This is a genomic window from Aquibacillus rhizosphaerae (assembly GCF_030282825.1).
Taxonomy (GTDB): domain Bacteria; phylum Bacillota; class Bacilli; order Bacillales; family Amphibacillaceae; genus Aquibacillus_C; species Aquibacillus_C rhizosphaerae.
The window spans coordinates 173,868-190,547 of record NZ_JASTZU010000041.1 but is presented as its reverse complement, the minus strand read 5'-3'; the positions used below and the strand labels follow the sequence as shown (position 1 = coordinate 190,547).

General features: G+C 34.5%; 14 protein-coding genes. 1 reads left to right on the top strand and 13 read right to left on the bottom strand.

The annotated features are described in order from the left end of the window. Positions 1-13 precede the first annotated feature (13 nt). From buk to QQS35_RS14300, 4 genes are all read right to left on the bottom strand, one after another. Positions 14-1,099, bottom strand: a complete 1,086-nt coding sequence (buk, locus tag QQS35_RS14315) for a butyrate kinase (RefSeq protein ID WP_285932893.1) — start codon at positions 1,097-1,099, stop codon at positions 14-16. A 23-nt stretch (positions 1,100-1,122) separates the two neighbouring features. After that, positions 1,123-2,217 carry a Leu/Phe/Val dehydrogenase gene (locus tag QQS35_RS14310; RefSeq protein ID WP_285932892.1) on the bottom strand — a complete coding sequence of 365 codons (1,095 nt, stop codon included), beginning with the start codon at positions 2,215-2,217 and terminating at the stop codon, positions 1,123-1,125. Then, entirely contained in the window at positions 2,204-3,127 is a 924-nt protein-coding gene (locus QQS35_RS14305; RefSeq protein WP_285932891.1) for a bifunctional enoyl-CoA hydratase/phosphate acetyltransferase, read from the bottom strand. Before QQS35_RS14305 ends, QQS35_RS14310 begins: the two co-directional genes overlap by 14 nt. A gap of 64 nt (positions 3,128-3,191) precedes the next feature. Then, positions 3,192-5,276, bottom strand: coding sequence for a sigma 54-interacting transcriptional regulator (locus QQS35_RS14300; protein WP_285932890.1), 2,085 nt, complete (start codon positions 5,274-5,276; stop codon positions 3,192-3,194). Positions 5,277-5,449: 173 nt separating this feature from the next. On the opposite strand from QQS35_RS14300, the gene QQS35_RS14295 reads away from it, so the two are divergent. Beyond that, positions 5,450-5,692, top strand: a complete 243-nt coding sequence (locus QQS35_RS14295) for a DUF2627 domain-containing protein (RefSeq protein WP_285932889.1) — start codon at positions 5,450-5,452, stop codon at positions 5,690-5,692. 30 nt (positions 5,693-5,722) lie between these two features. Here the strand turns inward: QQS35_RS14295 and QQS35_RS14290 are convergent, their stop codons facing one another. From QQS35_RS14290 to dxs, 9 genes are all read right to left on the bottom strand, one after another. Further along, positions 5,723-7,069 (bottom strand): aspartate kinase, encoded by a 1,347-nt coding sequence (locus QQS35_RS14290; RefSeq protein ID WP_285932888.1) that lies wholly within the window; start codon positions 7,067-7,069, stop codon positions 5,723-5,725. Between the two features lie 215 nt (positions 7,070-7,284). Further along, complete coding sequence (safA, locus tag QQS35_RS14285) at positions 7,285-7,881, bottom strand: SafA/ExsA family spore coat assembly protein (protein WP_285932887.1); 597 nt, start codon at positions 7,879-7,881, stop codon at positions 7,285-7,287. An 89-nt stretch (positions 7,882-7,970) separates the two neighbouring features. Beyond that, complete coding sequence (locus QQS35_RS14280) at positions 7,971-8,564, bottom strand: DUF421 domain-containing protein (RefSeq protein WP_285932886.1); 594 nt, start codon at positions 8,562-8,564, stop codon at positions 7,971-7,973. A 236-nt stretch (positions 8,565-8,800) separates the two neighbouring features. Beyond that, positions 8,801-9,586, bottom strand: coding sequence for a sporulation transcription factor Spo0A (gene spo0A, locus QQS35_RS14275; protein ID WP_285932885.1), 786 nt, complete (start codon positions 9,584-9,586; stop codon positions 8,801-8,803). Positions 9,587-10,043: 457 nt separating this feature from the next. Beyond that, positions 10,044-11,333, bottom strand: coding sequence for a SpoIVB peptidase (spoIVB, locus tag QQS35_RS14270; RefSeq protein ID WP_285932884.1), 1,290 nt, complete (start codon positions 11,331-11,333; stop codon positions 10,044-10,046). A 288-nt stretch (positions 11,334-11,621) separates the two neighbouring features. Next, positions 11,622-13,349 (bottom strand): DNA repair protein RecN, encoded by a 1,728-nt coding sequence (recN, locus tag QQS35_RS14265; RefSeq protein WP_285932883.1) that lies wholly within the window; start codon positions 13,347-13,349, stop codon positions 11,622-11,624. A gap of 37 nt (positions 13,350-13,386) precedes the next feature. Continuing rightward, positions 13,387-13,836, bottom strand: a complete 450-nt coding sequence (gene ahrC / locus QQS35_RS14260; RefSeq protein WP_285932882.1) for a transcriptional regulator AhrC/ArgR — start codon at positions 13,834-13,836, stop codon at positions 13,387-13,389. Between the two features lie 86 nt (positions 13,837-13,922). Further along, positions 13,923-14,753 (bottom strand): TlyA family RNA methyltransferase, encoded by an 831-nt coding sequence (locus QQS35_RS14255; RefSeq protein WP_285932881.1) that lies wholly within the window; start codon positions 14,751-14,753, stop codon positions 13,923-13,925. Positions 14,754-14,760: 7 nt separating this feature from the next. Continuing rightward, positions 14,761-16,653: a 1-deoxy-D-xylulose-5-phosphate synthase gene (gene dxs, locus QQS35_RS14250; protein WP_285932880.1), complete on the bottom strand. Its 1,893-nt coding sequence runs from the start codon at positions 16,651-16,653 to the stop codon at positions 14,761-14,763. Between the last annotated feature and the right edge of the window lie 27 nt (positions 16,654-16,680).

The window sequence follows — 16,680 nt, the reverse complement described above, 5'->3', positions numbered from 1 at the left end:
AACTTCCTCCCTTCTATAAATCAATGTACTGTTTAGGTAATTCTTCGCCTTTAAGTACACGTAATGTTCCAAACGCTAATGCCTGTAATTCATTTTCACCAGGATAAGTTAAAACGTCTGCAATCCATTTTACTCTATTTGATATCAATTCAACAAAATTCTTATGAAAAGCAATTCCTCCAGTGAGAACAATTCCATCAACATCTCCACCAAGTACTACACCCATGGCCCCTATTTCCTTAGCCACCTGATAAGCCATTGCTTGATAGATTTGTAGAGCAATATCACTCTTGTGTTCCATTAAACGCTCCACCTGGGTTAGATCATTAGTTTTCATATAAGCCATAAGTCCACCGTGACCAACGACTTTTTTCAATATCTCTTCACGCTTATATTCACCGGAATAACACAGTGAAATTAAATCCCCTGCAGGAACAGTTCCAGCTCGTTCTGGTGAAAAAGGACCGTCACCGTCAAATCCGTTGTTTACATCCACAACTTTCCCCTGTTTATGTGCACCAACTGTAATACCACCACCCATATGGGCGACAATTAAGTTCATTTCCGTATACGTTTTCCCTAAATCACTAGCAGCTTGCCTCGCAACAGATTTTTGGTTAAGTGCATGAAAAATGCTTTTCCTTTGAATCTCTGGAACACCTGAAATTCTTGCAATTGGTTCTAGCTCATCGACTACAACTGGATCAACAATATAGGCCTTTATATTTAATCCGACTGCAATTTCATGAGCAATAATTCCACCAAGATTTGATGCGTGATCACCGTTATAACCCATCTTTAAATCTTGTAGCATATAATCATTTACTAAGTATGTGCCACCTTGAATTGGTCGAATTAACCCACCTCGACCACAAACAGCGTTAATCTTAGAAAGGTTAAGACCTTCATCATGCAAAGTTTCTAGAATTTCTGATTTTCTGAGATTATATTGTTCCATCACTCGGTTGTATTCAGATAAATCTTCTAATTTATGTCTAACAACTTTTTCAAAGACACAATGTTCATTATCATAAACACCGATTTTAGTCATTGTTGAACTAGGGTTTATTACTAACACACGGAATTTTTCACGCAACACAATTAACCCCCACTACTCAAACGTTATCTTCTACTCAAAATATGTTGCTCATTAATTAAAAACTGGCTTCTTGATTGTTTCAAACTCTCGATTCGCTCTTCTGCCATCCGATCCGCCGCAACATAGGTTGGTAAATTATCACGTTTTGAAATTTCGAAAACACGAGCTAAATTGTCATAGATGGTTTCGACACGCTTTAATGCTCTTTCTTTGTTATATCCATTTAACTCATCTGCAATATTAATAACACCACCTGCATTAATAACAAAATCAGGAGCATAAAGGATTCCTTTTTCATGTAGAAGATCTCCATGCTTCGTTTCTTTTAGTTGATTGTTTGCAGCCCCTGCGACTATTTTTGCTTTTAACTGAGGAATTGTATCATCATTTATCGTTGCCCCTAACGCGCAAGGTGCATAAATATCGCATTCCACAGCATATATATCGTTTGGGTCAACAGCTTTGGCATTAAATGCATCTACCGCTCTACTAACTGCTTCCTTGTTTATATCCGTAACAACTAAATTCACACCTTCATTATGTAAATATTCACAAAGTTTAAAGGCTACATTTCCAACCCCTTGAACTGCAATTGTTTTACCTTCTAGGATATCGCTACCAAACATTTCTTTAGCAGCAGATTTAATTCCTTTAAATACACCATATGCCGTTACAGGAGATGGATTTCCAGAAGAACCAAACGCTGGTGAAATTCCAGTTACGTAATCTGTTTCCTCATGAATCAAATCCATATCGTATACAGTTGTTCCTACATCTTCTGCTGTGATGTAGCGGCCATTTAACCCTTGTATAAAACGTCCAAACGCTCTAAACATCGCTTCATTTTTATCCTTTTTCGGATCACCAATGATAACTGTTTTACCTCCGCCAAGGTTTAAGCCTGCCGCAGCATTTTTATAGGTCATGCCCTTCGCTAAGCGAAGAGCATCCTCGATAGCCTCTGCTTCTGATGCATACGTCCACATTCTCGTGCCACCTAGTGCAGGGCCCAACGTTGTATCATGTATTGCAATAATAGCCTTTAAACCTGAATACTTATCTTGGCAAAATAAAACTTGCTCATAATCATATTTCTCCATATAATTAAAAATTTCCATTTTGTTCCTCCTCAGATGAAATAATCGCTAATGCGATGGATAGTAATTTATTCTCAGCAGTATCCGATCGAGATGGCAACACAATCGGAACTTTTGCACCACATATAATAGAAGCAACTTTAGCATTGGCAAAATATATGAATGACTTGTATAAAGCATTACCTACCTCAATCGTTGGGACTAACAATATATCTGCTTGACCTGCAACTTCTGAATCAATTTTCTTCTGTTCTGACGCCTTTCTTGATACTGCCACATCAAAAGCCATTGGCCCATCAAAAATACAATTTTTTATTTCTCCTCGCATATATGATTCTTTTAAAGAAGCTGCATCGAGGGTAGCTTGCATAGAAGGGTTTACGGTTTCTATCGCTGTCATAGCGGCCACTTTTGGATTTTTAATACCTACTCTAGCAGCAACATCTACAGCATTTTTCAATATTTCTATTTTATCATTTAGACTTGGGGAGATGTTCATTGCCGCATCAGTTAGAAGCAGTAGTTTTTCTTGATTTGGAACCTCAAATATAGCAACCTGAGACAATATAGTTCCTAATCGTAATCCTAATTGCTTATCAAGCACTGATTTTAACAGTGATTTTGTTGGTAGATTTCCCTTCATTAACACGTGTGCTGTTCCATTATTTATGGATTTAATAGCTTCACGGACTGCTAATTGTTCTGATTCTATATTAATAATAGTTATTTCCTTCTGGTATAAATCTAAACTTACAGACTTAGCAATTTCCTCCATATCACTTTTATTACCATAGAGTCTGAAGTTGGCTATTTCAAGCGTTAATCCATGCTTAACTGCTAGCAACACCGATTCATCAGCTGCCTGGGCTATTGCGACTGTTTTTTTATTATTCCTATCTATTTTGTTCAATAAGAGATGCAGATATTTCATTTAGACCCTCCATGGGGTAGTTTCTCTAGTTCCTCTGCTTACACTGTTTTAAATTAAATTAATATTAAATATTATTCTTCATACTCTCTCGAGAAATTCCATATTTATTAGCTTTATAGTATAAACTTCTTATTGAAATACCTAATGCTTGTGCTGTTTTTGTTTTATTATAATTATGTATTTTTAACGACATTTCAATTACTTGCTTTTCATGAGCATCAAGTGATTGTTGCAATGTTCTATTTTTGAAATTCAGGTAATCCCCAGATTTCACTTCTTGATTATAATAACCTTCTGAAACCTTTAACGCTGGTACATGATTGAATTGAATAATATCTTCATCCATATCCATATTAATCATCGCTCTACTTATTACATTTTCAAGTTCACGAATATTACCTGGCCAATCATATGCTCTTAAGTAATCGAGTGCTCTATCTTCGACCGTTTTAACATTTCTTCCATAAGCTTGATTTATTTTATGAATAAAATCGTTTATTAACTCTTCTAAGTCATCCATTCTTTCCCTAAGGGATGGAACATAAATTGGCAAGCGATTTAAGCGATAATACAAATCTTTTTTAAATTTTCCATTCATTATTGCTTTTTCTAAATTAACATTCGTTGCTGTTATTATTCGCACATCTATTGGAATTGGTTTTGTGCTACCCACTCTAACTATTTCGCTTTCTTCTATTACACGTAATAGCTTTGCTTGCATACTAAGTGATAACCCACCGATTTCATCTAAAAACACACTACCGTAATTCGCTTCTTCAAAATAACCTGTTTCACCACCAAGCTTGGCACCTGAAAACGCACCATCTTCATAGCCAAACAATTGACATTCTAGCATTGTTTCAGAAGTCGCAGCGCAATTAACACGAATAAACTTATTATGCCTGCGGTTACTTTGATTATGAATGGCATGTGCAAAAAGTTCTTTGCCTGTCCCCGACTCCCCGCGCAAAAGTACTATAGCGGGTGTTTTTGCACCCACTTTGGCTTGCTCTATAGCTAAAATCATCTCAGAAGATAAACCAATAATGTCATCAAACGTATATTTCGCTTCTAAGTTTCGAATGATTTTTCTTGCTCTTCTTAATTCACTTGTCAGGGATTGTATTTCAGACATATCATGAAGAATACCAACGCTTCCTTTTAACTTTCCATCAACTATAATTGGTGCGACATTGACAATCACATCTTTGTTTAAAGGTCCCACCTTCATTCGCACACCTCGAACAGCTCTTCTTGTTTGAAGTACTTTTATATGCATACTTTCTCCCTCAACAATATCAACAGAGGCATGTTTTCCAACTATATCTTTTTCTCCCATACCAGTAATACGTGTATATGCTGGATTAACCATAATACCGTAACCTTGTTCATCAACAACGCTTATTGCTTCTTCAGAAGAGTGAAAAATCGCTTCTAACATCTTTTTCACTTCTTTTAAACCTGTTACTTTTTCAGCTAGTTCAGCCACTTCAGTAATGTCTCTAAATATTGAAAATGCACCTTTAAGGTTGTGATCTGTATCAATTATCGGAATTCTCGTAGAAATAATCTGTTTTCCATTTTCTAATTTAAGTTTTTTATTTACTTCTTTCTGCCTCGTCCTTAATATTTCCGGTAGTCTTGTTTGATCAATGATTTTTCGGACTGGTTGTGAGATAAAATCCCTTTTTGCTACACCTACTATCTCTTCTGCTCTCTTATTAACAAAAGTTACCTTTTCATTGTCATCTACGACAATCATACCTTCATGTATATTATTTAAAATTAAATCTTGCTTTACTGTTTGTAACTTTAACTTATGTAATAATTGTTCTTTTTCTTCTAAAAGTTCTACTGTCAGATAAGCTATGGATCCTGTAAGAACAATTGTATCCTCTGTTTTCACAGCCATAATTTGCTCATATACCTCATTAGTTCCCGTAGCATCTATGGCAATATCTATATCATTATATATCCAGTCAAGCCATTTTTCACCTACTGTAACGTGATAATCTTTTGCAATTTTTAATCCTGGTGCGGATAAGTCTATATCAATAATAGCTACGATATTCATTCGTTTCGATGCTTGCATTAGCTTAAGCAATGCAGTCCCGCCATTTCCGGCACCAATAATCAATACACGCTTCACTCATATCACATCCTGCATATTTTTGCATAAACTCATTTTATACTTTACTGCACAATTTGGCAAGGTATGCTCATTTTGTGCAAAAAACACATTACTATTATCAAGAATCTATCTTGTTTTCAATATGTAATTGCTTTGCTATACTACAATGGTGAGAGGAGAAGATAATAACAATGAGATTACTCGCTTTAATTATAATAGTAATACCCGGTCTTATTGCTGTATTGGGAGTTAAACTGATGCGTGATGCTTTGTTTGGAGAATTTTTCTTTCTGTTTTTTCATTCAATCATACAATTTATATTTGGATTATTTATTTTCTTAGCAGGATTAGCCTTTATTGGAGGTTTTATTTTACATAGGGACCGTAAGAGAAACCTGACAAAAGGAAGATTTAGTAGAAATAGAAAAGACTAGTTCATTAATATGAACTAGTCTTTTCTATTTTCATTCAAAAAATGCTTTATAAAGTGATTTTACAGCTGCATCAACACCAGTTGATTTAATACCAAACATCATGGATACTTCAGATGAGCCCTGGTTCATCATCTCTAAATTTACATTTGCTTTAGAAAAAGCAGCAGTAGCTTTTTCAGCAATACCAACTGTACTGTTCATACCTTCACCAACAATCATTACTAAAGCAAGATCTCTTTCAATGTAAACCATATCAGGGTCTAATTCATTTTCTATCCGTTCGATAACTTTTTGCTCTTTATCTTTCGGTAATTGACTTTCTCTTATAATTACGGACATGTCATCAATACCCGATGGAGTGTGCTCAAATGAAATACATTCATCTTCTAAGATATTTAATAACTTACGCCCAAATCCTAATTCTCTATTCATCAAATATTTACTTACATATAAACTTAAGAACCCCGTATCACTGGCTATACCCACTACTGGATTTTCACTCGTTTCCTTTTTAGAAACAATAATTGTTCCTAAGCCTGTCGGATTGTTTGTATTTTTAATGCAAACGGGAATACTTGCTTTAAATGCTGGTATTAATGCTTCATCATGGAAGACAGAAAATCCTGCATAGGAAAGTTCACGCATTTCTTTATAAGTAAGAGATGTAATTTCTTTAGGGTTTTCTACAATAGTTGGATTCACGCAGTAAACAGAATCTACGTCTGTAAAATTCTCATATAAATCCGCTTGAACTCCCGCTGCAACAATTGACCCTGAAATATCAGAACCACCTCTTGAGAAAGTAACTAATCGGCCTTGCTTACTATAGCCAAAGAAACCTGGTATTACAACAATCTCATTTCGGTCTCTCAATCTTAATAAGTGGTCAAAGCTTTCGTCCAACAATTGCGCATTACCAGGTTCATCACTTACAATAATCCCGGCATCTTTCGGATTCAGATATGTCGCCTCAACACCTAATGACTTCAGATATTCACTAAGTACCTTTGCTAACGAATCTTCTCCGATAGCTTTTATTGCATCCATCTTCAACTCATCACTATAATCGGATGTTAATGTCATCTCAACATCTTGTTTAATTTCTGTTAATACCTGATCAGATAATTCAAGTTTGCTTGTAATATCTCTAAATCGGGCAATTACTTGTGCTAAATGATTATCATATGGTTGGTTGGATTGATACGCTTCACCAAGTGCTATTAATAAATCAGTTACTTTAGTATCTTCTTTAGATCTTTTTCCAGGAGCAGAGACGACAATCGCCTTCCTATCTGGATCATCCATAATAATATTAGCTACTTTTCTTAACTGCTCAGCACTAGCTACTGAACTTCCACCGAATTTTGCTACTTTCATTTTATAACCTCTCCATTTATAAGTTTTATGTACAATTCAAAATATTAACATACTTCGTTAAATATTGTTATTAAGAAGGACACGCTTAATGTATAATATCTAGAAGCATTCTTGCGTTTTTCTGCCATTATACTATTGTGATAATTCATTTTATCACTTTATGCTCAAAAATAGAATAAAAAAAGCCTTGATATCAAATCAAGACCCTTTCCATTCTATTTAGTAATAAACATTTGCGTCCAATAATTACCATCTTTAACATACCCAACACCTATATGTGTTAGCTCAGGAGTTAGTATGTTCTTACGATGGCCTGGGCTATCCATCCAAGCATTTACTACCTCTTGAGGAGTACGTTGACCTCTGGCAATATTTTCAGCTGCTTTTCTGTAAGTAATACCAAAATTTTTCATCATAGTAAAAGGAGACCCATACGTTGGACTATCATGCGCAAAATATTTACGGTCATGCATGTCCTGCGATTTATATCTGGCTACACGTGATAACTCCCAATCAGGTTTTAATGCAGAAAGACCATGTTTTGCACGTTCTTGGTTCGTCAATTGAATAACTTGATGTTCCGTGTGCTTAATTTGATCAATATTAGGAATGTTAAGTTTTTGATTTGGGTAAATCAGATTGGCATTTTCCACTTGAGGATTTGCTTCGATTATCTCAGTAACCCCAATTTGATATTTCATCGCAATCTTCCACATACTATCCCCTGGTTGAACTGTATAAGTATCTGCTGCTGTTACTGTAAATGGTACAAATACAAATAACAATAAAGCTAAAAACAATGTTTTTTTCATTTTATCATCCTCCTATAATGATAAAATCCCTCGAACGGAAGCTTTTATTCGTACTAGATAAAATAATTTTCGATTAATTTATTTTTACTTTAATTGTCTTTTCCCATATCCACCGTTAAGGAATTGTTTTGGTCGTTTACATAGGCATAAAAAATACTTTTTATAGAAGTAATTCCTTTCGATTCTAATTCTTGTTTCAACCACAATTCATCTTTATTAATCAATGACAAATTATTATGTTGTACTTTACCTTGAATAACCATCGACAATGGTAGTCCTTTATACTTAGTTGATATGTTTAAATGTTTTGGTGTAACTGGGCTTACGTCCTGACTAATAATGATGCTTATTTTTCCATTAGGTTCTAATAACGCATAATCAATATCTTTTATATCTGGATTTCCCTCAGAACGAATACTTGATAAAAGTTCAGATAAAGAATATAAACTTCGCTTTAAATTTTTCTTAATTACTTTTCCGTGTTTAATAAGAATAATCGGCTCACCTATAATCATTTGACTAATAGGTTGAATAAGACTTAATCGGGCCACAATTAAATAAACGAAACCTATTACTACAATATTTAAAACTGAATGTATAAAACTTAAAATCTCAACCGAACTAAATGCTGAATAAGATAAAAAAACGATTGTTAATAAATCATAAGAGGTCCACTGTGACATTAAAGATTTCCCTAAAAGTCGCATAACTATAAATATTAATAAAAATAAACTGACTAACTTTATTAATTCAATTACCATTCAGTTTACCCCGCAATCTATTCTCAAACTTATTTATCTATATTTTCCAACCGCTTGTTTCCCTATTCATAATTAACTAAAAAACCTCTTCATTCATCATGATAATTATCAAAATGAACGAAGAGGTTTTATTTTTCTAATTAAGAAAAGAAGTTTAACTAACTTGCACGGTGATCTAACCGCAAACGATCAGCAACCATCGCAATAAATTCTGAATTTGTTGGTTTTGCTTTTGAAATACTTACAGTATAACCAAATAAGGATGAAATTGAATCCATATTACCACGACTCCAAGCAACTTCTATTGCATGTCGGATAGCACGTTCCACACGTGATGCTGTCGTATTAAACTTTTTAGCAATGTCTGGATAAAGCACTTTTGTAATTGAACCAAGTAGTTCAATATCATTATAGACCATCGTTATTGCTTCTCTTAAGTACATATACCCTTTAATATGTGCTGGTACTCCAATTTCATGAATAATATGAGTTATATTTGCTTCTAAATCACGTTTATGATTTTCTTTTGAGTTTTTTTGCTTAAGTCCTTTACTACCCATTACTGATTTAGCACCGTGAACCTGTCTGATTTGCTCTCCTAAACTTTCTAGATCGAAAGGTTTTAAAATGAAATAAGAAGCACCTAAATCAACTGCTTTTTTCGTGACTTCTTCTTGGCCGAAAGCAGTTAGCATGATTACATTTGGATTTTTAGCTCTTTCTTGTTGCTTTACTTTTCCTAATACCGCTAACCCATCAATGTGCGGCATAATAATATCAAGAACCAAAACATCTGGTTCGATCTCATCTAGTAATTCCAGACACTCTTTCCCATTATAAGCGGTGCCGATGATCTCAATATCCGCTTGATCATCAAAATACTCCTCCATAAGCTGAATTAACTCTCGGTTGTCATCGACTAAACAAACTTTAATTTTTTCCACATTCAGTTCCTCCTTAACGTATTCCACCTGTTCCACGATACAATTTCGACACAAGTTCGAAAAATCCTTCTTTTCCGGAAAAAACTTTATATTTTTTTCAATTTGCTTTACTTTTCTTTAATTTACATAGTATTTCGATGTTTTATGACAAAAAAATAATACAATTTCACGCTATTGTCGAAAAATCTTTATATTTATTGTATCATAATTATTTATCACGTACATTTAATTTTAGTAAAAAATAACAATTAATAATAAAAACTATTTTAAAGATACTATAAATGACATTTTCCTAAGAAAAGCGCAGGGCACCATCGAAACAGAAAAAAAATCGGTTTCTGCGATGTATTTTTTTGTACTCAACTAAGGCATTTAAAATGAACATCTCCGAAATTCATAATAACATCTTAGTTCCTAAAAAAACTCTTATCAGAAATCTGATAAGAGTTTGATCGTATTAGCTAGCCTCTTGTTTTTCTTCCTTGTAAATATCAATTCCAGCTTCATTTAACATCCATTCAATATGGACACCGTAGCCTGACGTTGGATCGTTCACAAATACATGCGTTACTGCTCCGATTACTTTACCATCTTGAATAATTGGACTACCACTCATTCCTTGTACAATACCACCTGTTTTATCAAGAAGTTCTTTGTCTGTTATTTTGACAATCATACCCTTGGTTGCTGGGAATTTTTGTTGTACACTATTTACAATCTTCACATCAAATTCTTCTACTTCTTCACCTTCAACTACAGTAAGAATTTTTGCAGGTCCTTCTTTCACTTCATGTGGCAATGCGATTGGCATTGGCTTATCCATTTGTCCGTTATTTATTTGTTTATCCAATTTACCAAAAACGCCAAATGGGCTATTTTTAGTTATATTACCTATTTGATTTTCACCTGAAGAGAACTCAGCTTGCTTTTCTCCAGGAGTTCCATTGCTACCTTTATCAATCGACTTTATATTTGACCTAACAATTGTACCATTGTTGATTTCTATTGGCTTTCTTGTATCCATATCGGATATAACATGACCTAAAGCACCGTATTTCTTTGATTTTGGTTCATAAAAAGTCATCGTACCAATCCCTGCTGCAGAGTCTCTAATATATAACCCAATTCTGTAGCTATCATCTTTTGAGTCCAAATAGGGTTTTAATTGAGTTTTAAATGTCTCCTCATCTCTCTTTACTTCCACTGTAAGTTCATTACCATTTTCACCAGCCTTATCTACATATGGCGTAACTTCTTTCATGTTATTAATCTTTTCTCCATTAATACTTAGTAACGTATCACCCACTTGAATATCTGCATCCTCTCCTGGAGAAACTTTTCCATCACTTGTATCTACTAAGTGATGCCCTACAACTAACACACCTAAGGTTTGAAGATTTACACCTATTGATTGGCCACCAGGGATTATCTTAAAGTCATCAAGTACATCAACGTTTACTCTTTTTATTGGAATTCCTGCCATCTCATATACAATATCACTTTTACCGCTTGTTAATGTTCGAAATTCTGAGGCATCAATTGCCTCAATTACTTCATCTGATTCGCTATTATTGACTTGAACGCTACTACCCATAGCAGGAAGAGTTAATGTTTCATTTGTATTATTAAACGTAGTAATTTGATTCGGTAAAGAAAGATACGTCTGAATTGGTGTTATAAATGGAATACAAAGGAAAGCAACAAGGAGTATTATTCCTAGTCCATTTCTAATTACGTTATTTTTCATTATTTCACTCTCCTCGTTCCTAACCCATATTTTATTTGTGTACTCCTAATTTGACCTTAGAAGGCAGTTTTTAAACCAAGCAAAGATGAGAAAATAGGGTTATCTTTTCCTGTTGAATATCTCTGTTTTCTTTGTATAATTGCTTAATTTGCAGATGCTATACCCGAATCAGTAACTGTTGATAATATATAATGCAACATTTTTAGTGTTTCCTTTTAAGATTTAATAATAAGGTTAATTTTTAGCTGAAATACAAAAAAACCTTGCCCAGAGCAATGGGAAGGTTTTTTAGGACTTTTTATATTCTTCTGCTAAATCAATTAGTTCACGTGCATGTTCTTTTGATGTTTCAGTCAATTCCGTACCAGTAATCATTCTACCTATTTCCTCGACTCGCAATTCTTTTGCCAACTGTTCCACCGTTGTACTTGTCCTTTTATTGGTTACATGCTTCTCAATTAACAAATGCGTATCAGCCATTGAAGCAACTTGCGGCAAATGTGTTATACATAATACCTGAGAACCAGTTGAAATACTATAAATTTTCTCAGCAATCGCTTGGGCTACTCTTCCACTGACACCGGTATCTACTTCATCGAAAATAACGCTCGTTACTCGTTGATGTTTAGCAAATATCTTTTTTAAAGCTAACATAATTCGTGATAGCTCCCCACCAGATGCAACCTTGTTTATCTCTTTAAGTGGCTCGCCGGGATTGGTTGTAATTAAAAATTTAATGTTATCAAAACCAGTTGGTGTTAGACTTACTGGCATCCCCTCAAATTCCGGATCGTCTTGAGAACCCTTTTTGTTTGACATATTGACATCAAAGGATGCTTTTTCTAAATATAAGTCCTTTAATTCTTTATGAATTTCTTTTATTAATAACACAGAAGCTTTTTTTCGTAAGTCATGTAATTGTTTTGCTTCTAATAAAGCGTCTTTCCCAATATCAATGAGTTCTTGATGCATTTTTAATAAATGCGAGTCTCTATTTTGAATTTCATCGATTTCTTCTTCTATTCGAGCTGAATACTCGAGCATGTCAGCAACTGTTTGACCATACTTTTTTTTCAATCGACTGATTTCATTTAATCTACCTTCCAAGTAGTTTAGTCGATCCGGATCAAATTCTAGTCCATCAAGGTAATTTCTTAACTCATACGATAATTCCTCAATAAGGAAATAATGGTTTGAAAATGATTCTTTTTTTTCAACCATGTTTTCATCGTACTCACCAGCTAACTCTATCCCGTTTAAAGCTAATGACAACCAATCTAATCCTTTTTGTTCTCCATGTAAAGCATTATAGGCGTCATTTATGCCATTATAAATTTTTTCATAATTAAAAAGCTTTAGACGTTCTTCTGCTAATTGTTCATCTTCATTAGGCGATAGATCAGCTTCTATAAGTTCATTTAGTTGAAATTGCAGTAAATCTAATCGTTGAGCCATTTCTTGTTCATTTTCACTTAGTTGCTTATATCGTTTCCTTAAAGAATTTAATTTATTATAATAAGTTAAATAGTCATCTCTCACTTGATCAATGGTATCTTTTTTATACAAATCCAATAATTCAATATGACGATCAGTATCCATCAATGATTGCGTCTCATGTTGGCTATGGATATCAATCAGTGTTTTTCCAAACTCTTTTAGAATTGCTAATGTAACCAACTTACCATTTACACGACAAATACTTTTGCCATTAGCTGTTATAGTTCGATTTAGCACAACCATTCCGTCTTCTTCAATTTCAATACCATACGATTTACCCTTTTTATATATTGGATGTGATCCATCTTCTACAATAAAAAGTCCTTCTAAGTTTGCCTTGCTTGTTCCATATCGAACAAACTCCACCGAACCACGACCACCTGCTAACAGCTCAACAGCATCAATTATTATTGATTTTCCTGCACCAGTTTCTCCTGTTAAAACTGTTAAACCGTCATTAAAAGTAATTGTAATTTCGTCTATAATAGCAAAATCCTTAATGGAAAGTTCCGTTAACACGTCATTCCACCCCAATCTACTAATAAAATTATGAAATTTATAACATTGCTAATAACTGTTCTTTAATTCTTTCATTATCGCCTTCCTCGCGACATATAATTAGTATTGTATCATCACCGCAAATGGTTCCAATAATTTCATTCCAATCTAAATTGTCAATTAACGCACCTAAAGCATTTGCATTTCCTGGTAATGTTTTCAATACGATGAAATGACCAGCTGTATCGATTCGGACAAACGCATCCATCATTAATCTTCTTAACTTCTCTAATGGATTAAAACGCTGATCAGCAGGTAAGCTATATTTATACCTACCATCAATCATTGGGACCTTAACAAGATGTAATTCCTTAATGTCTCTTGATACAGTTGCTTGTGTCACGTTATACCCAAGATTTCTTAGTTCTTCAACCAAATCATCTTGGGTTTCTATTTCGTTATCTGTTATTAACTCACGAATTTTAATATGTCGTTGTCCTTTGTTCATATTTAATCCCTCCTTTTAAATGGAACTGCGGTTAAAAAACGAGTGCATGATAAAATTGAGCTACAAAATGGTGCAGCCCAATGAAATTACGATTTGTTTTGTTTGTGTATTTTATGTGCTTCATCGACTACCTTATCAATTTCAACAGGAAACTCTGTATTTCCTTCTTCATCTAACTCATTCCAATGCAAAAGAGCTAAAAATTCAATATTTCCATCTCCACCAGTAATTGGAGAATAAGTCAAGTCTTTAACCTGATACCCAAGACTTATTGCAAATGTTAAAATATTAGTTAAAACTTGTGCGTGAATCTTTCGGTCACGGACAATTCCCTTTTTACCAACTTGGTCTCTTCCTGCTTCAAATTGCGGTTTAATTAAAGCAACGATATTACTTTCGTTCTTCAACAATTGATTTAAGACAGGTAGAATTAATTTTAAAGAAATAAAAGATACATCTATCGACGCAAAATCAGGTTGTCCAGACTCTAACATATCCGGAGTAACATAGCGAAAGTTGGTTCTTTCCATAACCACTACTCGATCATCGTTTCGTAGTTTCCAATCCAATTGGTTATAACCTACATCGACAGCGTAACTTAACTTAACTCCATTTTGTAAAGCACAGTCAGTGAAACCGCCAGTAGAGGATCCAACATCTATCATTGTTTTTCCAGTAATATCTAGTTTAAACAGCTTTAATGCCTTTTCTAACTTAAGACCGCCTCTCCCAACATAAGGAATCAATTTTCCTTTAACAGTTAGAGGAATGTCGTCATCTACCTTCATCCCAGGTTTATCTAGACGGACTTGGTCTGAAAAGACTAATCCCGCCATTATTGATCGTTTTGCTTTTTCGCGAGTCTCGATTAGATCCCTTTCAACTAGCAGAATATCGAGCCTAGTTTTTTTACTCATAACTCAATCATGTCCTCTTTTGTTTACTTGGAAGCATTTGTTGAACAGTTTCAACTACAATCTCTTTTGTTAAACCAATTTCTTCTAAGAGTTCTTCTACTTTACCATGCTCAATAAAATGATCAGGAATGCCCATTCTGCGAATATTATTCAGGGTATATAGATTAGCTTCTGCAAATTCTAAAATAGCACTACCAAATCCACCTTGTAAGACAGTTTCTTCAAGTGTAAGTATTGGCATATCACTAGACATTATGTCATGTAGCATGTCCTCATCTAATGGCTTAATAAAACGTGCGTTCACTACTCTTACAGAATAACCTTGTTTTTTTAATTGCTCACTAGCTTCTAAGGCCATTCCTATTGTCGTGCCAAACGTTAATATAACAGCGTCTGTTCCTTCTTCTAAAACTTCCCAAGATCCAATAGGAATTGTAGACAATATATCATCCATTGGAACACCTAGTGCATTTCCCCGTGCAAACCTAACAGCAATTGGACCATCATCATACTGAATTGCTGTATTTACCATGTGCTGACACTCGTTTTCATCTTTAGGCATCATAATTACCATGTTAGGCATATGTCTTAAAAATGAAATATCATATACGCCTTGGTGTGTTTCACCATCCGCCCCTACTAAACCGGAACGATCAATACCAAATGCAACATTCAAGTTTTGTCTACATACATCATGTAGCAATTGATCATACGCACGCTGTAGAAAAGTTGAATAAATAGCTAAAAATGGCTTCAATCCTTGCGTTGCCATTCCAGCTGACATCGTTGTAGCATGTTGTTCAGCAATACCCACATCAAATAATCGATCAGGGAATTCTAATTGAAACTTGTCTAATTTTGAACCTAAAATCATAGCAGGAGTGACAACAGTTAGACGTTTATCTTCCCTAGCAATCTTTTGTAATGTACCACTTACAACAGAGCTCCAAGCAGGTGGAGCATTTAATGGTGTGATTTTTTCCCCAGAATCTATTTTATAAGGTCCTACACCATGCCATTTATCTTTTATATCTGCTTCTGCTGGTCGATACCCTTTTCCTTTTTGCGTAATAACATGAATAAGCACTGGTCCATCCGTCTTTTTTGCATACTGTAAATTTTCTTGAAGCGCGCTAAAATCATGTCCATCCACTGGTCCATAATACGTGAAACCAAACTCTTCAAAAAGCATGCCGGGTATCATGAAATATTTCATACTATCTTTGACACGCTCAGCCGTGTGAGCAAGTTTTCCACCAACTGCCGGAATCTTTTTCAATAACCATTCCAACTCATCTTTAACACGATTGTACTTTCCTGCACTTCTCATCCTACCTAAAGCATTGTGAAGTGCTCCAACATTGTTAGCAATCGACATTTCATTGTCGTTAAGTATCACGATAATATTCTTCTTTTCATGACCAATATGGTTTAATGCTTCTAGTGCCATCCCACCTGTTAAAGCACCATCACCAATGATTGGAACTATATAATTACTGTCCCCTTTAATATCCCGAGCAATTGTCATCCCCATTGCTGCTGATAAAGAAGTAGAACTATGCCCGGCTTCCCAAACATCATGTTCACTTTCACTCATTTTTGGGAAGCCGCATAAGCCTTTGAATTTTCTTAATGTTTCAAATTGACCAGACCTCCCAGTCAACATTTTATGAATATAAGACTGATGACCGACATCGAATATTAATTTGTCTTCCGGACTATTAAAATTCTTATGCAATGCCAACGTTAATTCCACTACACCTAAATTTGCTCCAAGATGCCCTCCTGTAACAGATAACTTCTCGATTAAAAATTGTCTAATTGTATAGGATAAAACTTCCAACTCTTCGTTAGTTAATGATTTTAAGAACGAAGGATTTTTAATTCTGGTAAGATCCATTGGGATTCCTCCCCTTTTAGTTTAATA

What these genes read in the sequence shown, in the direction of transcription:
- dxs (WP_285932880.1), bottom strand. Translation starts at nt 16,653, where the DNA reads ATGGATCTTACCAGAATTAAAAATCCTTCGTTCTTAAAATCATTAACT.
- ahrC (WP_285932882.1), bottom strand. Translation starts at nt 13,836, where the DNA reads ATGAACAAAGGACAACGACATATTAAAATTCGTGAGTTAATAACAGAT.
- QQS35_RS14290 (WP_285932888.1), bottom strand. Translation starts at nt 7,069, where the DNA reads ATGAAAGTAGCAAAATTCGGTGGAAGTTCAGTAGCTAGTGCTGAGCAG.
- spoIVB (WP_285932884.1), bottom strand. Translation starts at nt 11,333, where the DNA reads ATGAAAAATAACGTAATTAGAAATGGACTAGGAATAATACTCCTTGTT.
- QQS35_RS14310 (WP_285932892.1), bottom strand. Translation starts at nt 2,217, where the DNA reads ATGGAAATTTTTAATTATATGGAGAAATATGATTATGAGCAAGTTTTA.
- QQS35_RS14305 (WP_285932891.1), bottom strand. Translation starts at nt 3,127, where the DNA reads ATGAAATATCTGCATCTCTTATTGAACAAAATAGATAGGAATAATAAA.
- QQS35_RS14255 (WP_285932881.1), bottom strand. Translation starts at nt 14,753, where the DNA reads ATGAGTAAAAAAACTAGGCTCGATATTCTGCTAGTTGAAAGGGATCTA.
- QQS35_RS14295 (WP_285932889.1), top strand. Translation starts at nt 5,450, where the DNA reads ATGAGATTACTCGCTTTAATTATAATAGTAATACCCGGTCTTATTGCT.
- QQS35_RS14280 (WP_285932886.1), bottom strand. Translation starts at nt 8,564, where the DNA reads ATGTCACAGTGGACCTCTTATGATTTATTAACAATCGTTTTTTTATCT.
- safA (WP_285932887.1), bottom strand. Translation starts at nt 7,881, where the DNA reads ATGAAAAAAACATTGTTTTTAGCTTTATTGTTATTTGTATTTGTACCA.